A 19,562-nucleotide genomic window follows, 5' to 3' on the forward strand; every position below is an offset into this window, starting at 1 on the left:
AGGGCCCCTCGGGTGGCTGCGCTACGTGCCCGCCGTCCCCCGCCCTGCCGGACGGTCCTGCCGGGACGGCGTCGTCGATACGCTCGACGCGGTCGATGCGACCTTAACCGACGGCATACGGGCCTGTACCGCCACAGTCATCGCCGCGATACCCGCTTCGAGGGTGAGGCGGGGGTGCGGGGCGAACCGCGAGGAGTGGTTCGGCGGCAGTGCCGCCAGCCGCCCGGCCGTGTCCGTGTCGCCGCGGCCCGCCTCGACCCACTGCCGGGGGCCGACCGCGCCGAGCATCCAGTAGCCGGTCCGTATCCCCGGCACGCCGTGCAGCGCGCGGCCCGCGTCGCCGTACAGCGCGAAGTCCTCCGTGGCCGTCGACGGCTGCCAGCGGGTGACGCGCTGCGGACCGAAGGCGGCCTCGTGCGCGCGGCGCACGGCGGTGGTCAGCTCGGCGTCGGGCACGGTGGGGCAGGAACGGGACAGGACGCGCAGGTCGGGAGCGGGCGGCTGCGGGTCGGGCGAGGCGGCGGACTCGGCGCGCGCGATCCGGTGGACGGCGGCCACGGCCCGGTCGAGCGCGGCGTCGGAGAAGGCCCGCACGGTCACCTGGAGGGTCGCGGAGTCCGCGATGACGTTCCCCGCGCCGGGCGTACCCGCCCGTACCGAGCCGACCGTGAGCACCAGCGGCTCGCCGGGACCCGTCTCGCGCGACACGACGGTCTGGAGGCGCAGGACGACCGCCGCCGCCGTGATCACCGGGTCGGCGGCGAACTGCGGTGTGGAGGCGTGGCCGCCGCGGCCGTACAGCACGATCTCCAGGGTGACGCTGCCCGCGAGCAGCGGGCCCTGCGCGTGCGCGACCATGCCCGCGGGCAGCGGCACCACATGCTGCGCGAGCACGTCGTCGGGCACGGGGAAGCGCCGGTAGAGGCCGTCGGCGAGCATGGCGGCGGCGCCGCTGAGCGTCTCCTCGGCCGGCTGGCCGACGACGACGAGCGTGCCCTGCCACCGGTCGGCGGCCCCCGCGAGCGACGCCGCCGCGCCCGCCGCGCACGCCAGGTGCATGTCGTGGCCGCAGGCGTGCATGACGGGGACGGGGGCGCCGTCGGGCCCCGCGGCGGTGGCGGAACTGGCGTACGCCAGGCCGGTGTTCTCGCGTACGGGGAGGGCGTCCAGCTCCGCGCGGAGCATGACGACGGGGCCGGGGCCGTTGGCCAGCACCCCGACCACGCCGTGGCCGCCGACGCCGCGTTCGACGCGCAGTCCCGCGGCCCTGAGCGCGGCGGCGAAGCGGGCGGCGGTGCGCTCCTCGGCCCCGGACAGCTCGGGGTGCCGGTGCAGGTCCAGATACAGCTCGGCGGCGCGGGTCAGGACGGCGTCGGAGACGGTTCCTGAGACGGGCGGGGGCCCGGACATGGGTCCGGATACGGGTGTGGGTCCGGTCGGCGGGTTCATCGGGCGCTCCGGGCGGGGGTCGGGGGCGGGGGTGCCGGAATGCGGGTCACGTGACAGGGGCGGCGGGCGGTGCAAGCGGGATGACAGCGGGCGGCAGGGTGATTCGCCAGTGGACGCGCGTAGAAAGATGGGGCCGGCCCGTCGCGGGCCGCGCTCCCTGCTGAGAAGGAGTCATCATGGCTGACATCTCCAAGCTGGACACGCCGCTCGCCTCTCTGGCCCAGGAGATCCTGGAGCTCGAGTCGGAGACCTTCGAGATCACCGACTACTCGGACGCCAGCGAGGTCATGCTCGGCTCGTCGACGAGCTGCTCCAGCACCAGCACCTGCTCCAGCACCACCAGCACCACGAGCTGCACCGCCTGACGAGCCACCACCCGCTTCACGCTCCGCGGACCGGCCTCCCCGGTCCGCGGAGTAGTCATGTCGCGGCGTCGTCATCGTCGGTTTCCTCGGAGATTCCTCAGGGTTCCTGCGGGTTCCTACGGGAACGGGTGCGGCACGCGGCGCACCTCGTCGTCGCGCAGGTCGTCGGGGCGCAGGCCGCCGCGGCGCTGTGCGGTACGCAGCCGGGGCATGGTCAGCGCGCGCTGCCGCGGCCAGCCGAAGTCGATCGGCAGCAGACCTGGCGCGAGCGTGCAGACCGTCCGCAGGCCCATCCGCCGCTGCTCCGGGGTGGTCTGGTCGACCACGACGACATCGCATCCGGCGCGCGCCAGTTCGTCCCGGCACCACAGGACGTCGTCGCGCAGGTCGAGCCCGCGCGGCCGGTCCCGCTCCCACCGCGCGTAGACCTCGTCCAACGGCCTTACGGCGGGCGGCTCCAGGTAGCTGCCGACGTGCTCCCTCATCCGCGGCAGGCCGAACAGGGCCGCGTGGTCGGGGAGTCGGCGGACGAGGTCGAAGTCCTCGGCCATCGCCTCCAGTTCGGCCGGACGCTCCGTCACCTGCCGTGGCAGGTGCGGGAGATACGTCAGGATCTCGGAGACCGCCGACTCCACCGCGGTCTCCGGGTCGAAGGCGGCGCCCGCGGCGAAGGCGAGCGTGCCGGGGCCTCCGTCGCGGCGGACGGCGAGGCCGGTGACGACCGGCACGGCGAGGTCGATGCGGTTGTCGAAGGCGTGCACGTCGTAGCCGCACAGCGCCGCCCGGTCGGTCATGGCGCGCACCACCGGGCTGCGGCAGGAGCCGAGGTCGATCTCGGTGAGCCGGGCGTTGCCGTACCAGCCGAGCAGGAACGCGTCGCGTTCGATGAGTTCGAGCAGGCCGAACAGCACGGCCTCCTCCAGGCAACTGCCGATCGCGCAGCCGTTGGAGCACTCGAAGACGAAGTGGTCGGCGGCGGTGCCCGCGCTGTAGTAGACCAGCCGGGCCGGCACCAGCACCTCCCTCTCGTCGCGCAGCGACCAGCCGCGCACCCACGGGATCGGCCGCGCGGGGTCGAAGGGCGCGATCATCGGGTCGGCGGCGTAGGTCTCCGGCGTGTAGAGCCCGCAGTCGCGCGGGTCGAGGGCCGCGTCGCCGAGGTTGTCGTACGAGTCGGTGACGATGCCGCCGGTCTCCCTGCGGTGCGTGCCCGCGTACCGCTCCAGCCCTTCGAGGAACGCCAAGTCCCTGCTGTGCGCGAAGGAGTTGGCCTGGCCGCTCCACGTGACGTCGGTCAGGCCCGCGTAACCGCGCATGAAGACGCTGCCCGCGACGGGCGCGGTGGTCGGCGAGGTGACATCGCTCCAGGTGCCCGCGCCGAGCACCCCGCACACGGGGTTGGCGAGCGCGGCGGTCGGCAGGGCGTACGCGCCGGGTGACCGCAGCCGGTAGCTGTCGGGGGTGGGCTTGGGCCGCGAGACGGGAAAGGGCTCGGCCTCCGGCCCGGTGGCGAGGAAGTGCCCGGGCCCGGACGAGTGGGGCCCGGACGGGCCGGTACCGGATACGTCGGCGGCGGGTACGTCGAGGCCCGCCGCGTCGGGTGCTGGCAGGTCGGGGCCGGTCGGTGCGGTCGTCGCGGGCGGGGCGCCGTGCGGGTGCGGGCACAGCGGGTCGGCGAGCAGCGGCACGGTCTGGACGAGGCCGGTCTCCAGGTCGTACCGGGTGACCCGGGGCAGGTCGTGCCCGCCGGTCCCGGCCCCCGTCTCCGAACCAGTCTCCGAGCCGGCCCCCGCCTTCCGCCCGAGGGTCAGTTCGTAAAGGGCCCAGACCGCGTCGACCGTGAAGTCGGGCAGCACGGGCCAGCGCCCGGCGGCGGTACGGGCGAGGCCCGTCTCCAGCGCTTCGCGTTCGGTACGGGTGCGCAGCCGCTGCCAGCGGATGGCCAGGCAGGTGCCGCAGGCGGCCTCGGCGGGCGAGCCGCCCCAGGGGCCGAGGAGCACGGCGTCGGCGGTCAGGTGCACGGTGGCGCGGGCGCGCCGCCCCGCGGTCTCGGCCGGTTCCGGGCGCAGCACATCGGTGCCGCCGACGACGGCGGTCCCGGGCGCGGGCGCGGCGGCGCGGGCGGCTCGCGCGGCCAGTCGCCGTTCCAGGTCGCGGCCCGCGGACTCCAGCGGCGTCTGCCCGGGGATCTCGGGCACGTGAGCGGGCCGTACCGCGGTGTCGAGGCTCATGTCCGGTTGCTCCAGCGGAAGGTGCGGGCGGCGATCAGCCCGAAGACGACGGTGAAGGCGGCCAGGCCGCCGCAGTCGACGGCGAGCGAGGCGAAGTCGGCGCGCCCCGCCAGCACATCGGTGAGGCCGTGGTCGAGGTAACGCAGCGGCAGCACCCACGACATGGTCTGGATCCAGCCGGGCAGCAGGTCCGCCGGGTAGAAGGAGCCGGACAGGAACGCCATCGGGACCATCACGCAGTTGGCGATGGCGGCGACCGCCTCCGGGGTGTCGGCGAGGCTGCCGACGACCAGGCCCATCGCCAGGAAGGCGGCGACGCCGAAGACCAGCAGCGGCAGCGCGAGCGGCCAACTCCCGTCCAGGTGGAGGCCGAAGAAGGGCAGCAGCGCGACCGCCGTGAACAGCACCGCCTGCGACAGACCGACCACGACGGCGACCACGAAGCGCGAGGCGAGGACGGTGGGCAGCGGCGTGGGCGTACGCCAGATCAGCCGCAGGATGTCGTCGCGCCGCCAGTGCATCAGCGCGAAGGCCGGGCCGAACAGCGCCGCGTTGCCGACGCCCCACGAGAGCACGCCGGGTGCCACGTAGTTGATGTACGCCAGGCCCCCGTCGACCGACTGGCCGCGGAAGAGCAGACCGAAGACGACCAGGAAGACCAGCGGGAAGGCGAAGGTGAAGAAGACGGTGGTGCGGTCGCGTATCGACGCCAGGTATGTGGCCCTGGTCAGCGCGGAGTAGGCGGTGGTGGTGGTCATGGACGGTGCTCCGTTCCGACGGCGGCCGTCGTGGTGGCGGTCCCGGTGTCGAGGTCGGGACCGGTGTCGGGACCGGGACCGGTGTCGGGATCGGGGCCGGTGTCGGGGCCGGTCCCGGTGTCGGGGCCCGAGGCTTCCGCCTTTCCGGCTCCCCCGGCGCCCGGTCCCGTCAGCCGCAGATACGCGTCCTCCAGGGTCGCGGTCCTGGTCTGGATCGCGTCCATGTCGACGAACTCGCCGAGCGCGACCAGCACCCGGTTGGCGTGCCGGGTCTCGACGACGACCTCGGCGCCTTCCAGGAACGCCCGGTCGACGCCCTCGACGGCGCGCGCCTGGTCGAGCGTGATCCGGCCGGCGGGGATCAGCAGCCGCGCGGGCGCGGCCATCGACCTGATCAGCGAGCCGGGGCTGTCGAGCGCCACGACGCGGCCGTCGGCGATGATCGCCACCCGGTCGCACAGCGCCTCCGCCTCGTCCAGGTAGTGCGTGGTGTAGACGATGGTGCGGCCCTCGCCGCGCAGGTCCCGCAGCACCGACCACAGGGCGCGGCGCGCCTCGGGGTCGAGCGCGGCGGTCGGCTCGTCGAGGAAGATCAGGTCGGGCTCGTGGACCAGCGCGGTGGCCAGCGCCAGGCGCTGCCGCTGGCCGCCCGACAGGTCGTCGACCCGGCTGCGCTCCTTGTCCCGCAGCCCGACCAGGTCCATCGCGTGCCGCGCGGCGGCGCGGTCCACGCCCTGGAGCGCGGCGACCGTCTCCAGGTGCTCCCACGCGGTCAGCCGTGTGAAGAAGGCCGACGCCTGGGTCTGCACCCCGATCCGCCGCAGCAGCGCGATGTTCCGCGGCCACGGGCTCTGGCCGAACACGGCGACCTTGCCCGCGTCCGCCTTCCGCATCCCCTCCACGATCTCCACGAGCGTGGTCTTTCCGGCCCCGTTGGGCCCGAGAACGCCGAAGAACTCGCCCTGCTCGACCGTCAGCGACACCCCGTCGAGCGCGTGCACCTCGCCGTACCGCTTGCTGACCCCGACCAGTTCGATCGCCGGCCCCGTCGGACGTGCGGTTCGTTTCATGTCGCCTTTCTCCCGCTCCTGAGGTGTCCCCGCTGACGCGGGCCGTTCAGAGTCCTTCGCGCCCTCCGCGGCGCCCGTAGCGGTCGTCGCGGACGACGGCAGGGCGTGCGCCACGCCGGACGGCCGCGCCCCGTCGGCCGCGGACGCCCGCCGCGCGGCCGGGGAGCCGGTGGGCTCGGCTCCCGCGCCGACGGCGCCCGTAGCGGAGCCGCTTCCCGGCCGGAGGTCAGCCGTCTCCCCCGGCGTCCGGCGCGCGAGCGCCGCCTCGCGCATGGCCGCGGCGCGCAGGCCGAGCAGGCGCAGGAGGAGGGCCGCGGCGACCAGGGCCACCGGGAGGTACGGGGTCCAGGTGCGCCAGTCGTCCGGCAGCGCCGCGCGGCACAGCAGCCCGGCCACGGCGAGCGCCGCCAGGGCCAGCACCGCGCAACAGGCGGCGTATCCGCCGTAGATGACGCGCAACCGCGTGGGATAGGCGGCGAGCCGCGCGCGGGCGTTCCGGCCGGAGCCGGGCACTCGGCCAGTCGTCGCGGCGGCGGCAGCCGCGCCGTCCCGGCCGGAGTCGGCCCTCCGCCCGAGCGGGGCACGCGCGGCCACGCCAAGGAACTGGCGGCTCTCGGTGGCCAGTTGGAGCGTGCCCAGGGTGTAACCGAGGGCTTTGTAGCCGTCGAGCGGCGGGAGCGGCAGGAGATTGAGCAGGGCCATGGCGGTGCCGAGGAGGATGAGGCCGCCGAAGAAGGGGAGGGCCTGGGCGTGTTCCGGCAGGAGGGCCCAGACGAGCCAGAACGGCGCGAGGAAGAGGAGGTTCATGACGGCGCCCGCCGCCGCGACGGCGACCTGACGGCCGCGCCGGTCGAGGAACTGGACGTCGTGCACCTCGCAGTAGAGGTACGTCATGAAGCCCCAGACCCGGCGGAGCCCGATCTCCCCGACCCGCAGCCCGTACGCCCGCGCGACCAGCCCGTGGGCCAGTTCGTGCAGGCCGAGGCTGACCCACAGCACGCAGCCGACGGCGGCGAGCGCGACCGGCTGGTCGTACAGGCGCCCGGTCTGGTCGGCCAGTTGGCCGAAGCGGAGGCCGACGAGGGCGAGGACGGCGACGGCCAGCGCGAGCAGCGGGAACAGGACGGCGCGCCTGCGGGCGAAGGCGGTGGCGCCGTGCAGGGTGTCCATGAGCGCGGGGGCGTCCGCGACCATGCGCGTCTTCCCGCTCAACAGCGTTGATTTGAAGGCCGGTTCGGCACTGGCGGCGGGCACGACGACCGGCCGGCCGCCGCCGTCGAGGAGCTGACGGGTCGACAGCAGCCGCAGCATCTGCTGCCACTGCGCGTCGCCGAGCCGCGCGCCGAACCGGTCCGCGTACTCCGCGCCGATCTCGGCGAGCGACCGGCTGCCGTCGAGCCGGGCGATGATGAAGTGCTCTTTGGCGCCGACTTCGAGCCGTACCCCGGTGACCGGGTCCTTGAGCAGATGGACGAGGGCGGGGCCGCGCATCAGGGCGGGGCCGACCAGGATGCCGGGGCGCAGCGCGGGCCGCAGTTCGAGCAGGCCGCCGGTGGTCATGGCGCCGCCGAGGGCTGCGGCTCGGACCGGCCGTCGGAGTCGGCGCCGGGCGGCGTCCGGGGCTCGCGCAGCGCGCGGGCCAGGACGTACGACAAGAACGCCTCGTCGCGGACGGTGACCGACAGCCGGTTGTTGGTCATGTGCATGTACGGCGACAGCAGCATCGGCAGCGCCTGGCCGGGGTCGGTGACCGGCAGGTCGCGGGTGCCGTCCCAGGAGCGGAAGACCAGGTCGCCGCCGTCCGCCAGGGCCACGACGCGTTCGCGCAGCTCCAGGCAGTGCTCGGCCCACCCGGCGAGGAATGTCGGCAGCCGCTCGGGCGCGGGTTCCGCGACCGCCGCGCGGATCTCCTGGAAGCGCTGGGGCAGGGCCTCCATCGTGCCGTAGGCGCGGTCGTAGCCGTCCTGGGCGGTGTAGTTGGTGCCGGAGAACGCGGAGTTCCAGAACTCGTGGTAGCGGTCGAGGAATTCCAGCAGCGCGGTGTCGTCGCGCAGCAGGCACCCGGACATGGTCATCATCAACTGGGCCGATACGCCCAGCAGTACGGTCCGCAGGTGCAGGTTCCTGGTGGCGAGCGCGTCGATGACCAGGTCGCTGGAGCGCTGGAAGTGCCACTCGGCCAGTTCGACCCCGGCCGGGCCGCCGTACTTCCCGTACTCGGGCTCGTAGGGCTCGGGGCTGAAGGAGTTGTTGGGCCGCAGGCGCATGCGGCCCTCCTCGTCGACCAGGCCGTTGCGCTCGCCGCCGGGGAACTCCAGCTCGAAGAGGGTGTTGTACAGGTCGGCGAGGAAGCCGCCCTTGACCTCGTAGAGCGCGGGGCGCTTGCGCAGGAAGGCGTCGACGGCGGCGGTGGCGCGCGCGGTGACCACGGGTGCGGCCTGCGGTGACGAGGGGCGCAGCCGCACCCTGATGTGCGGGCCCTCCAGCCAGTAGTTGATGAAGAAGTAGCCGCTCAACAGGCCGTCGCGGGTGAGCCCTTCGACCAGCGGGCGCACGCACTGGAGCAGGAAGGGGCGGGGGCTGGCGGCGTAGAAGACGTGGAACGCCTGCCAGTCGCCGCGCCCCGCAGCGCCTGCCGGTGCGGGCACGGCCGCGGATTCGGGCGCGGACCGCGGTGTCGGGCGCGGGGCGGTGACGGGGGCGGATCGCGCCCCGGAGGTGGTCATACGGAGCTGTCCTGCCTTCCGTGGTGGCCCGCCGCGGCCGGTTCCGCCGCGCGGGGGACGATTTCGACGGCCAGTTCCGCCACGTGGTGGCCGCGCGGGGAGCGGACGTGCAACTCCTGCTCGCCCGGCAGCATTTCCTCGAAGACGGTCCTGGTACGGCCGCCGCCGGTCAGCCCGTCGAGCGCGATCAGTGACAACGGGCTGTCGAAGTCGACGAATTGCGGCTTGGAGCCGCCGAAGACCGCGCCGAAGCCGCTCGCGTCGTCGGCCTTCTCCTCGTGGACGGTGGCGAACACCCGGTCGGGCAGACCGTGGTCGCGCCGCCAGCGCTGCCAGCGCAGATAGAACCCGGCCTCGTCCAGGCCCGGTTCGCGGGCGGGCAGCGCGCCGGGCGCCGCCGTCCACGACCTGCGGTGCAGCACCAGGCTCCGGAAGCGGACCCGGGGCCGCGCGGTGACGCCGTCGCGCTCGGGGCCCGCGGGTACGCCGCGCCACACGTCGACCGCCGCGCGGGAGGTCGGCGAGAAGAGCAGCAGCGTGCGCGGCACCTCGGGCAGCACCATCGGGACGAGGTAGCCGAGGTAGAGCGGGACGACCTCGCGGCCGAGCCGCCGGGACCGCAGCACCAGCCGGTCGTCCACCGGGTCGTGTTCCGCGTACAGGTCGTCCAGGTCGATCCGGCCGGCGGCGGGCACAGTGCTGCTCTCGCCGGGGCAGACGATCTCGTGGTCGGTGAGCCGTCCGTGCAGGTTGAGATTGGTGGTGGCGGACCCGGCGGTGATCTCGGCGAACACCGCGCCGGGCGGCTGCCATTCGCGCAGGGTCTCGCGTAGCCGGTCGGTGAGGCCGCCGGGTGCGGGGTCGCCGCCGTCCGCCGCCGCGCCGCCGGGTGCCGCCGCGCCGCCGTTCTCAGGTGCCGCGTCGAAGCAGTGCGTGAAGCGGGTGAAGGGGAAGGACAGGCCGCCGTAGGAGTTGTTGAGCACCACCAGCGGGTCCTCGGCGCGGCGGGCGAGTTGCAGGAAGTGGCTGTGCGGGGCGAAGGACGTGCCCAGCGGGGCGAGTTCGGCGGTGACGGCGGCCACCGTGTCCTCGTCCAGGCGCAGTTCGCCGCCGGGCGCCGCCGCGTACGCGGCCCAGGCGTCGCGCATCCGGCGGGTGAACTCGGCGCGGGCCCGGTCCACCGCGGTGACCTCGGGCATGCCGAGCCAGTTCTCCTCCGGCGCGTGGCCGCCGTCGGCCGCCCAGGGCGACTTCATCGAGGTGAACTGGAGGTACTGCGTGAAGATGTCCTCGTGGAAGTCGTGGACGAGCCGCAGCAGGTCGTCGCACCGGCCGCCGCGGCCGTAGCGGGCCAGGAAGAACCCCTTGAGGACCAGGCGCTGCGGGAGGGCCACGTCGAAGGCGGGCAGCATGCCGGTCAGGGCGTGCAGCGGCGCGGCGGCCAGTTCCGTCCACTGCGTGACGTCGGCCTCGACCGCGTCCTCGCGGACGTCCTCGTAGAGCAGGGTCTGCGGCAACGACGGCGCGGCGGCGCCCAGTTCGGTCTGGAGCGCGGTCAGGTCGCGGCGCAGCCCGGCGAGCAGCGCGCGCCGGGCGGGTACGTCGGCGGTGGCCCAGGCGTCGACGCGGGCGGCCGGGGCGTCGAGCCGGTCGGCGACGGCGTCGGCCCAGTCGCGGCCGAGGCCGCGCAGCGCGCTCTGGAATGACCGCAGCGGGTCGGGGGCGTGCACATCGGTGGCGAGGCCGGTCATCTGGAGGATGCCGAGGTCGAGCAGGGTCGCGGCGTAGTGCGCCGCCTCGTCCCGGCTCGCTCCGGTCTCCGCCGCCAGCCAGGCCGTCAACTCGGCGTATCTGACGGGCTTTTCGCCGTGGAAGAGGGCGATCATCCGCTCCAGGATGTCGCTGTGGCGCAGGAAGAAGAGCCGGTCGTGGGCCGCGTCGAAGCTGACGGCGGCGCTGTCGTCGCCCGCGGTGACCGAGCGGCGTACGTAGCGGATCCGGTTCTCGTCCAGTTCCCAGCCCGCCGACAGGGCGACGGGAAGGTCGCCGCGCCGCGTGCCGTCGGCGCCGATCAGCTCGGCGAGCCTGGCGAGCACCACGACGTTCAGCCGGGGGTGGCTGGTCCAGTCGCCGCCGGTCCGCACCTCGGACCCGACCTCGCGGAACCGGCCCTCGGCAACGGCGGTGAAGGTGCTGAACGGGCTGGTCTTGCAGGCGGTCCTGTAGAGGTACGCCAGCAGCGAGCGCTCCTTCTTCCTGGTCCGCTTGTCCGGTACGGCGGCGCGGTCGGCGATGAACGCGTCGAGCTGGCCGTCCAGCGTCGGCGAGGCCAGGGCGAGGGCGAGCCGCAGCCGCTCCTCGCCCGCGAGGCCGCGCAGCTCCGCGCGGCTCGCGGCCAGGTCCCGGTCGAGCAACGGGCCACCATCGCCGCGCAGTTGCTCAAGCCCGAGCCGGGACTCCAGCCAGTCGGTGAGGAGTTCGCCGGTCGGGCCGCCGAGCGCGGCGGCGAGGTCCCGTACGGCGTCCGGGTCGCGCGGCAGCCGGTCGTTGAAGACCTGGCGGCGCAGCGCGAGCACGGCGCGCCGCTCGGTGTCGTCCTCGGTGGCCTTGACCAGGACGGTCAGCGGGTCGCTCAACTCGGCCGCGAGCGCGGCCAGTCGCTCCTCGGCGGCGAGCACGCGGTCGGCCCAGCGCCGGGTGTCGGGGCAGCGCAGCCGGTGGACGGCCTCGACCGGCAGTCCCGCCACCCGCAGCATGAAGCGGCGGTGCAGCAGCCAGCTCCGTGGCGCCTCGGTGTCCTGCGCGTCGGCGATGACGCTCATGCCGCTCCTTTCCGTCCTGCGGTCGTAAGGCCCCTGCGGTCCTCGGGCTCTGCGGTCCTCGGGCTCTGCGGTCGTAAGGCCCTGCGGTCCCTCGGGCCCTGGGGCCGTGTGAGGTCGTGCGAGGTCGTGCGGGGTTCTGGACTCGGCCGCCGTCAGCGGCCGTTGCCGCCCGGTCAGGCGATCTCGTAGCGGAAGTCGGCCGGGCGGGGCCGTTCGTGGCCGATCATCATGATCAGCAGCGGCACTTCGCCGGTCCGGTCGAGCGCCAGCTCCTCGGTGAAGGAGATCGCGTCGAAGCCGAGCGCGACGCCGCAGGAGAGCCCGGCCGCGGCGGACGCGGTGTAGACGGCCTGCGAGACGGCGCCGATCACGGCGTTGACCAGCCGGTAGCCGCGGTCGCCGACCGCGTCGAGCACGGCGGTGGTGCGGGCGACGGGCACGATCACCGCCCCCGCCTGCTCCAGGTTGTAGTTGGCGAGGAAGTAGTTGCGCTGGAGGAATTCGCCCGGCGCCCCGGCCTTGACCAGCCGCAGCGAACGGTCCTCCCGGTCGTAGAGGTAACTGCCCTGCGCGATGCCCGCCACGTGGTTGACGAAGACGTAGGCGCGGCTGAGGGGTGGTGCGCCGGGGGTCTCGGTGTCGGTGTCGAGGCTGCTCGCCGCGTCGACCGCGGCCAGTACGGTCGACAGCGCGTCGGCGGGCAGCGGGCGGACGGCCTGGAAGCGGCCGAAGCTGCTGCGCCGGGCCCGCAGCGCCTGCCCGACGGGGGTGTCCAGGGGCCGGGGGGCGGGCAGCGCGGTCCGCTCGCCGCCCTCGGGCACGGGCAGCGCGAGCGCGGTGTCCAGCGTTCCGGGGGCCGGTCGGTCCGCGGCGCCGTCGAGGGTCGCCGCGTGCATCCGGCGTACGGTCTCGAACGTCATGGTGGTGCGGGAGCGCTCCTGGTCGGCGTGGCGGACCCGTGGCGCGGTCGGCGGGTCGCCGGCCGGCAGCGCCGGGGCCGCCGACGGGGCGCCGTCCCAGGTCAGCGGTACGACGGCGAAGACGCCCTCCTCGTCCTGGCCGAGGCCGAGCAGCCGTCCGAGCCGGGCCTCGTCGAACCACAGCGCGGCGCCGATGTGCAGTCCGCGGGCCCGTGCCCAGATCCGCCAGGTCTGGAGCAGAGCGCCGATGTCCATCGTGACGACGTGGTAGCTGAAGCTGTTGTACTTGAAGGCGTTCTGCCAGAAGCGCACGCCGAGGACGAGGAACTGGTCGCAGTCCGCCCCGAGTCGGCCGCCGAGCGCGGCCCGGACCTCCCCCGTGGCGTCCCCGGCGAGCAGCCGCCGCATGTGGTGGTGGGGCGTGGAGTAGTAGTACACGCCGGGTGTGAGCGGGCCGGAGGGGCCGCTGACCCAGTGCACGCCGATCGGGTAGAGGCCGCCGCCCGAGGCGGTGCCGCGCGACCAGTTGGCCTGGGTGTACATCGGCAGGGTGCCGAGGTCGGAGTTGGCCTGTACGGCAAGACGCCTGCCGACCAGGCCGTAGGACTCCTGGAGCATCCCCGCGAGCAGCGGCAGGGTGAAGGCGCCGGTGCCGCGCGGGCCGAACAGGCCCTGCTGGACGGTGGCTTCGGCCGGTGCCTCGTCGCGTGGGAGCGGAAAGGTCTCCGCGCCGGGGAAGTGCTTGCCCTTCCTCGGCCGGTCCGCCCAGTCGGGCACGAAGTCGGCGGGTTCCATGGGATACCGGCCCCGCCGGACGATGGCGGTCGCGTACTCATGGGCGAATCCCACGGGCGTTCCTCTCTCGGTCGACGGTCGGGGCTCAGGTCTCAGGGCTCGGGGCTCGGGGCTCAGGTCTCGGGGCTCGGTCGGGGTGTCGGGTCGGGGCTCGGTGCTCTGTTTCGGTCTCGGTCTCGGTGAGGCTGCGGGGACGGCGGGCGGCTCAAGGGAACGGATGCGGGGCCTGGTTGAGTTCGTCGGCCGTCAAGTCCCGCTCGCGCAGGCCCGCTTCCCGCAGCGCGGTCCGCGTCCTGCTCATATGGCGTGCGCGCTGGCGGCGCCAGCCGAAGTCGATGGGCAGCAGACCCGGCACGATGACTCCGGCCGTGTGGAAGCCGAGGGCGCGCTGTTCCGGCATGGTCTGGTCGACGGCGATGACGTCGAACCCGGCCTTGGCGACCGCCTCGACGCAAGCGGTGACGTCGTCGGCGAGGTCGTCGGCGGGCGGTATGGCGCCGACCCCGGTCGTGGTGAGGTCGCCCAGCGCCACGCGCGGCCGGTCGTCGCCGCGCAGCAGGAAGTCGGCGTGGACGGCCATCTCGGGCAGCCCGTAGAGCAGCGGGTGGTCGTGCAGCACCTGGACGCGGCCGAAGTCGGCGGCCAGGGCGCGCAGTCGCGGTTCGTCGCGGGCGGTCCTGCGGCGCAGGTTGACCGCGTCGGTGGCGATCTCGCACAGTCCGGCCGCGAGCGCCGCCTCCGGGTCGAGGCCCGCGCCCGCGCCGAAGCAGAGCCGGCCGAGGCCGCCGTCGATCCGTTCCGCGACGGCCGTGACGACCGGGATCGGGAAGGTGACGCGGGTGTCGAAGAACCGGGCCCGGTAGCCGTACATCGCGAGCCGGTCGATCATCGCGCGGGTCTCGGGGCTGCCGCTGCCGCTCGCGTCGATCTCGGGCAGCGGCGCCTTCGCGTACCAGCCGAGCAGGAACGCGTCGCGCTCGACGACCTCCATCAGCCCGAAGTACACGGCCTCGGCCAGACTCCCGCCGGACGCGCAGCCGTTGGAGCTCTCCTGCACGAAGCGGTTCTCCAGGCCGCCGGGCGCGTGGTAGTACGCCAGGATCTCCGGTACGAGCACCGGCCGTTGGTCGCGCAGCGACCAGCCCCACACCCACGGGATCGGCCGCTCGGGGTCGAAGGGGCGTACGCCGGGCTCGGCGCGGTGGAAGTCGTCGGTGTACAGGCCGCAGGTGCGCGGGTCCAACACGGCTTCGTCGCTGGCGAGTTCGCTGTACGCGGCGGTGACGTCCGTCCGTTTGCCGCGCGGGCGCATCCCGGCGAAGCGCTCAAGTCCTTCGAGCAGGCCGACGCGTTCGCTGGAGCGGTAGCGCGGGGTGTGGCCGCCCCAGAAGCACTCGCGCAGATAGTCGCCGGACCGCAGGAGGAAGGAGCCGACCGTCGAGGACGTGGACGCCGAGATCAGATCGGGCACGACCGAGGGGCCGAGCATGCCCGCCGCCGGGTTCACGAACGCCTCGAACGGCACGTCGTAGTCGTCCGCGGGCCGCGCCCTGAACACGTCCGGCGCGGGCTTCGGCGACGGCGCGAAGCCGATCCGCGCGCCCTCGGCCGTATCGGCGGCGCGCTCCCCGCACTGCGGGCACTCGGCGTCCGGCACGAAGGCGAAGCGGGTGACGCGCAGGGTCTCCATGTCGACCAGGAACGCGTACGGCAGACGGCTGTCGCCGCCGGTCTTCCCGCCTCCTGCCCCGGCCCGCTGGTGGTGGGCCGCGATGAGCGCGGCGAGGCCGTCGACCCCGAAGGCCGTGGCCCGCGGCGGCCGTCCCGCGGCGCGCGTGCCCGTACCCGTCTCCAGCGCCTCCCGCAGCGCCCGCGCCCGCACGCTCTGCCACCGCCGCGCCAGACACCGCCCGCACCCGGCCCGGCCGCCGGGCGCGAAGGGACCGACGACGGTGTGGTGCCCGTAGACGCGTACGCCGACGGTCTCGGTCGACGGACCGTCGAAGTCGCTCGCGGGCAGCGTCAGTTCGTCACGGACACCGAGCGCGCTGACCACCACGGCCGGTACGGCCCGCGCCGGGGCCGGACCGGCGACTCCACCGGCCTGACCGCGCGCACCGGGCGCGCCGATGTCCACGGCCGCTCCGGCCCGCGCCGGGGCACGGTCTTCCGCGACGCCGACGCCGACGCCAACCGCCTGGCCGCGAGCACCGACCGCCACCGGCGTACCGGTCCCGGCGGGCCCGGCGGCTGGGTCGGCGACAGGCGCGTGGGCCGCCAGGCCGGCGGTGAGGCGATCGGCCAGGGCCGTGCACGCGTCCGCGAGGAGATCCGCGGTCATGGCCGGCCCGGGGCGGTGGTGAGCAGGACGCGGGTGGTGTGGACGCGGCCCGCGGCCAGGTCGGGGGCGTGGGTGGGGGCGGTCAGCAGGTCGCGGCCGGTGGCGCGGAGGCGGTCGGCGACCGTGGGCCAGTCGGTGGCGGCGGCCAGGTCGGCGCGGGTCTCGGCGGTCACCGCGACGGCGCCGGGGGCGAGGTCGGCCAGCAGCGGGTCGCCCGCGTCGGGCGCGCCGCCGACCTGCACGGCGCCGAGCAGGTCGCGTACGGCGTCGAGCGCCGCGTCGCGCCAGCGCACTCCCGCCGCCACCGCCCAACGGGCCTGTCCGGTCGCCGGATCGGCGGCGCGGGCCAGCACGACCGGCAGGACGCGCTCCTCATGGGCGCCGAGGTCGAGGATCTCCAGGTCGACGCCGAGCCCGGCGGCCGAGCGGGCGAGGAAGGTGAGTTCGGCGTCCGCGCCCTCCAACTCGGCGGTGGGGACGTGCTGTACGGCGAGCGATCCGCCGACGGCGCGGCGCAGCGCGTCGTGGGCGAGCGCGGTGAGCACACCTCGGGTGGCGGCCTCGGCCGCGGTGCCGCCCGCGCCGGTGCCCGCGGAGGTGGCCTCCACGATCCGCTCGCGGTTGTCCGGGCCGAACGGCCGCAGCGCCGCCGCGGGCACCAGCAGCGTCTCGCCGCTGAGCAGCGAGGTGGCCGCGCACCAGCGCGGGACCAGCCCGGCCGCGGTGCCGAGTCCGCTGGTGATGCTCAGCGCGGCCGGGTCGACGGACCGCCACTTGCCGCGCGCCGCCTCCAACTCCGCTCCGGACAGGGCTTGTTGGACGGGCACGACGTGCTCCGCGTAGACCTCGGCCGCCCGGTACAGCGCCCGCAGCCGGGCGCCCGCGACATGGTGGACGTCGAAGGCGGTGATCTCCCGCCGGGCCCGGTGTCCGGTGCCGAGTACGACGGTGCTGACCTTCAGCGGTGTCTGCGCCCACTCCTCGTCGGCGTACGCCTGGAAGACGCCGGTCCTGCGCTGGACGAGGACGGACCGGCCGGTGATCTCGGCGAGGGCGGCCTGCGCGGCGTCCTCCTCGCCCGCGCCGTCCGAGACGGGTCCGCCAAGCGGCGACGCGGCGGCCCCGACCTCGGCCGCCGACTCGCTGTCCAGGGCGGCCAGTTCGAGCGGGGCGTCCGCGGAGGCCGCGTCCGAGGCCGTGGCGGACTCCGAGGCCGCCGCCGTACCGCAGTGCGGGCAGCGCGGGTGCGGGAGCAGCGGTTCGGCGACGGTGTCGAGCGAGTCGATGTCCTGGACGAGGAGTTGGTTCTCCGTCTCGGCCGGGAGGACGCCGGTGGTGCGGCGGAAGACCTCGTACGCCAGGAGGTTGCCGATCATCGCGGCGAGCGGTCCGCCGACGACGGGGGCGGCGCTGTCGCGGGGCCCCGCGGGGGCGACCGCGCTCCACAGGTCGGCCGCGGCGCCCGCCTCGCCGTTGGCGCCGAGCCGCAGCGCGGCGCAGGTCCAGCAGCCGGCGGTGTCGGTCGCCATGAGCGGGCCGATGACGACGGACTCGCCGAACGTCCAGGCGGGGAGCAGCAGGCGGCCGGCGGGCAGGCCCGCGTCGAGGAGCCGGGCGATCTGCCGGGGGCCGCGTTCGCCGGTGACCAGGACCGTGTCGTAGCCGTCGAGGTGTTCCCAGCCGTATGTGCCGGGCGCGCCCTCCGCGTCGGCCGGGTCGTCCAGCCAGTCCAGCTCGACCGGGCAGTTCTCGGCGCGCAACGCCCGTGCCTCGTCGAGGACTTCGGCGAAGCGGTTGCCGGGGTTGTCAACGGCGCGCGGCACGGCGACGGCGGCGCAGCCGTTGCGGACGAGGCCGAGGACGGCCCAGCGGGCGAGGGCGTCGTCGCCGAGTACGGCCACGCGGGCCTGCCGGAAGCGCCGGAAGCGGTCGGCGGCGCCGTCGGTGTAGTGGTCGACGTAGTCGATCTGCGCGGCGAAGCGCTCGGTGACGGCGGGGTCGAGCGGTTCGGTGTCGCTCCGCGCGGGGACGGCGTCGCGGGCGAAACCACGCGCGTAGAGCGTGCCTACCAGCCGTACCACCATCTCGCGCTGCTTGTCGCCGAGGCCCTGGCAGAGCGCGGCCACGGTGTGGTCGCCGGTCAGGTGCGGGACGATCAGCGTCGCGAAGCGGTAGGCGGAGGGCATGACGACGCTGAAGCCGCCGCGCGCGTTGTGGAAGTGCACGCCGGTCGGGGTCTGCGTGTAGAGCACGTCCCGGCGGATCCGCGGCCGGGTGTCGGCGATCTCGTCATACGGTGACACCATGTCAGTCACGCCTCCGTAGGATGCAGTTCCACGGCGCTCGGCCGCTGCGATGGGGTGGGGGTGTGCCCGGTGCGTCCGGGGGGCGCGGCGCCGCCGACCCCGTCGGCCGCCGCTGCGCGGGTGAACACCCGCAGGAGTTCGTGCATCCGGTAGAGACCGCGCGGACCCTCTTCGAGCAGTCCCGCGCCGACCAGGCTGTCCAGGACGCGACCGCCCTCGACGGGTTCGCCCGCGACCGGGTCGGCGCCCGCGTCACGGACCGCCGCCGGGCCTCCGGATGCCGCCGGGCGCGGGTCGCCGCGGGTCACCGGCCGGCCCTGCGGCGGCGGGCTCTGCTCGGATTCACCGCGCAGGATGGCCAGTTCGAGGCGTTGCAGCGCGGGTCCGGGGTCCACGCCGAGGGCCTGGGCGAGGTGGTTCTTGACCCGCCGGTACTCGGCGAGCGCTTCGGCGCGGCGGCCGACGCGGTACAGCGCTTCCATCAACTGCTCGGTGAACCGCTCGTGCAGCGGGTGGGCGCGGGCCGTCGGCCAGATCTCGGCCACCGCCTCCCGGTGCCGCCCGCATGCCAGTTCGAGGTCGAAGACGCGCTCGATCGCGCGCAGCCATTCCTCGTGCAGCCGGGGCAGTTCGTCGCGGTGCAGCAGGTCGGAGGGGACGTTGGCCAGCAGCGGCGGCTGCCACAGGGCGAGCGCGGAGCGCAGCAGACGCAATTCGGCGTCGGGCTCCTCGGTGGCGTACGCCTGGTCGAGGAGTTCGCGGAACTGCACCAGGTCGAGGGTCGCGGCGTCCGCCGTGAGCCGGTATCCGCCGGGTACGGCTTCGATGGTGTTGCCCGCGATCCCGTATTTGCCGAACAGCCGGCGCAATCGCAGGACGCAACTGTGCAGGGCGGACTTGGCCTGGGCAGGAGTCTCCTCGCCCCAGATGACGCGTTGCAGGAAGTCGGCGGAGACGACGGAATTGGCATTCAGCAGCAATGCGGCCAGGAGTGCGGCGGGCCGCGACGGCTGAAGCACCGCGGATTCGCTGCCGTCGGTGACGGCCAGCATTCCCAGTACCGTGAATCGCGTCTGCGGGACTACCTGCGGCGGCGTATCGCCTTTTGCCGTTGGTAATCCAGCACTATTTTCGAGCGCGTTGGACCAGACCACCAATCCACCATCCCCGTTGCCCCGTTACGACCGCTGTCACACCCGGCGGGAGTGGGCCGGAGTGAGGCAGAATCCCCTGAGGGTCATACCTATTGGCGGTCACCGAGGACAGTACGGCAGCACTCTTTGCCTTGTCCAGGGAAAAATCACGTGACACCGGGTTACCGGTCTGTTAGATGGGGTCGGTGTACCCAAAATGTGAACTCGCTCCCGGAATCGGGACACACCGGACCGTATCCCTCCGGTACGGATGCGAGTAATCGGACATACTTCGCAGTATTGCGGGAGCGTAAAGCGGCATTCCCCTTACCCCTCACCGGGCGGCTTTATGCCCGTCACCCCGAGGTCGACTTTGATTTACGTGTCAAGTTTCTGTCGGATTTTGACCGGGCGTGCTCGCCAGAGGAATAGACCAGCGCCATTCCGTGACACCTGCGCCCGGCCTGAGCTGCGCAGGGTCGCCGCCGACCGGATCGCGCGCGGACGCGCGCACGGGAGAAGGCTCGGACGGGCGGCCGGGCGCGGACCGCGGCGGACGGGGCCGCGGAGACTTGACAGCCGCCGAAGGGCTGATTCAATGTTCCACAAGACAGAAAACAACTTCCGCAATACGGAAGGGGCGCAC

The 19,562-nt window shown here is 74.2% G+C and carries 10 protein-coding genes and 1 pseudogene; 1 reads left to right on the forward strand and 10 read right to left on the reverse strand.

What is annotated here, in order from left to right:
• Nucleotides 1-21: 21 nt before the first annotated feature.
• Nucleotides 22-1,410, reverse strand: coding sequence for an amidohydrolase (locus tag ACIQCJ_RS15905; RefSeq protein ID WP_391049458.1), 1,389 nt, complete (start codon nt 1,408-1,410; stop codon nt 22-24).
• Nucleotides 1,411-1,625: 215 nt separating this feature from the next.
• Here ACIQCJ_RS15905 and ACIQCJ_RS15910 point away from each other — a divergent pair, with 215 nt between their 5' ends.
• Nucleotides 1,626-1,814: a thiazolylpeptide-type bacteriocin gene (locus ACIQCJ_RS15910; protein ID WP_093711265.1), complete on the forward strand. Its 189-nt coding sequence runs from the start codon at nt 1,626-1,628 to the stop codon at nt 1,812-1,814.
• Between the two features lie 116 nt (nt 1,815-1,930).
• Here ACIQCJ_RS15910 and ACIQCJ_RS15915 read toward each other — a convergent pair whose 3' ends face one another.
• From ACIQCJ_RS15915 to ACIQCJ_RS15955, 9 genes and pseudogenes are all read right to left on the reverse strand, one after another.
• Nucleotides 1,931-4,045, reverse strand: coding sequence for a TOMM precursor leader peptide-binding protein (locus tag ACIQCJ_RS15915; protein WP_402711650.1), 2,115 nt, complete (start codon nt 4,043-4,045; stop codon nt 1,931-1,933).
• Nucleotides 4,042-4,803, reverse strand: coding sequence for an ABC transporter permease (locus ACIQCJ_RS15920; protein ID WP_188281751.1), 762 nt, complete (start codon nt 4,801-4,803; stop codon nt 4,042-4,044). Before ACIQCJ_RS15920 ends, ACIQCJ_RS15915 begins: the two co-directional genes overlap by 4 nt.
• 155 nt (nt 4,804-4,958) lie before the next feature.
• Nucleotides 4,959-5,873: pseudogene (locus tag ACIQCJ_RS15925) on the reverse strand (ABC transporter ATP-binding protein); the annotation flags it as partial.
• A 1,556-nt stretch (nt 5,874-7,429) separates the two neighbouring features.
• On the reverse strand, nt 7,430-8,599 hold the full coding sequence (locus ACIQCJ_RS15930; RefSeq protein ID WP_402711651.1) for a lantibiotic dehydratase C-terminal domain-containing protein: 1,170 nt from the start codon (nt 8,597-8,599) through the stop codon (nt 7,430-7,432).
• A complete protein-coding gene (locus tag ACIQCJ_RS15935; protein ID WP_402711652.1) occupies nt 8,596-11,421 on the reverse strand; it encodes a lantibiotic dehydratase in 2,826 nt (941 codons plus the stop codon). Before ACIQCJ_RS15935 ends, ACIQCJ_RS15930 begins: the two co-directional genes overlap by 4 nt.
• A 173-nt stretch (nt 11,422-11,594) precedes the next feature.
• Nucleotides 11,595-13,190: a nitroreductase family protein gene (locus tag ACIQCJ_RS15940; RefSeq protein WP_391163597.1), complete on the reverse strand. Its 1,596-nt coding sequence runs from the start codon at nt 13,188-13,190 to the stop codon at nt 11,595-11,597.
• Between the two features lie 151 nt (nt 13,191-13,341).
• On the reverse strand, nt 13,342-15,477 hold the full coding sequence (locus ACIQCJ_RS15945) for a TOMM precursor leader peptide-binding protein (protein WP_402711653.1): 2,136 nt from the start codon (nt 15,475-15,477) through the stop codon (nt 13,342-13,344).
• Nucleotides 15,474-17,783, reverse strand: a complete 2,310-nt coding sequence (locus tag ACIQCJ_RS15950) for a TOMM precursor leader peptide-binding protein (RefSeq protein ID WP_402711654.1) — start codon at nt 17,781-17,783, stop codon at nt 15,474-15,476. Before ACIQCJ_RS15950 ends, ACIQCJ_RS15945 begins: the two co-directional genes overlap by 4 nt.
• A gap of 5 nt (nt 17,784-17,788) precedes the next feature.
• A complete protein-coding gene (locus ACIQCJ_RS15955; RefSeq protein ID WP_391049444.1) occupies nt 17,789-18,835 on the reverse strand; it encodes a BTAD domain-containing putative transcriptional regulator in 1,047 nt (348 codons plus the stop codon).
• Nucleotides 18,836-19,562: the final 727 nt, after the last annotated feature.

Source organism: Streptomyces sp. NPDC093221 (assembly GCF_044753885.1).
Classification (GTDB): Bacteria; Actinomycetota; Actinomycetes; order Streptomycetales; family Streptomycetaceae; genus Actinacidiphila.

Excerpts from the sequence above, each read along its gene's own strand:
- ACIQCJ_RS15905 (WP_391049458.1), bottom strand. The coding sequence starts at position 1,410 with ATGTCCGGGCCCCCGCCCGTCTCAGGAACCGTCTCCGACGCCGTCCTG.
- ACIQCJ_RS15910 (WP_093711265.1), top strand. The coding sequence starts at position 1,626 with ATGGCTGACATCTCCAAGCTGGACACGCCGCTCGCCTCTCTGGCCCAG.
- ACIQCJ_RS15915 (WP_402711650.1), bottom strand. The coding sequence starts at position 4,045 with ATGAGCCTCGACACCGCGGTACGGCCCGCTCACGTGCCCGAGATCCCC.
- ACIQCJ_RS15920 (WP_188281751.1), bottom strand. The coding sequence starts at position 4,803 with ATGACCACCACCACCGCCTACTCCGCGCTGACCAGGGCCACATACCTG.
- ACIQCJ_RS15930 (WP_402711651.1), bottom strand. The coding sequence starts at position 8,599 with ATGACCACCTCCGGGGCGCGATCCGCCCCCGTCACCGCCCCGCGCCCG.
- ACIQCJ_RS15935 (WP_402711652.1), bottom strand. The coding sequence starts at position 11,421 with ATGAGCGTCATCGCCGACGCGCAGGACACCGAGGCGCCACGGAGCTGG.
- ACIQCJ_RS15945 (WP_402711653.1), bottom strand. The coding sequence starts at position 15,477 with ATGACCGCGGATCTCCTCGCGGACGCGTGCACGGCCCTGGCCGATCGC.
- ACIQCJ_RS15950 (WP_402711654.1), bottom strand. The coding sequence starts at position 17,783 with ATGGTGTCACCGTATGACGAGATCGCCGACACCCGGCCGCGGATCCGC.
- ACIQCJ_RS15955 (WP_391049444.1), bottom strand. The coding sequence starts at position 18,835 with ATGCTGGCCGTCACCGACGGCAGCGAATCCGCGGTGCTTCAGCCGTCG.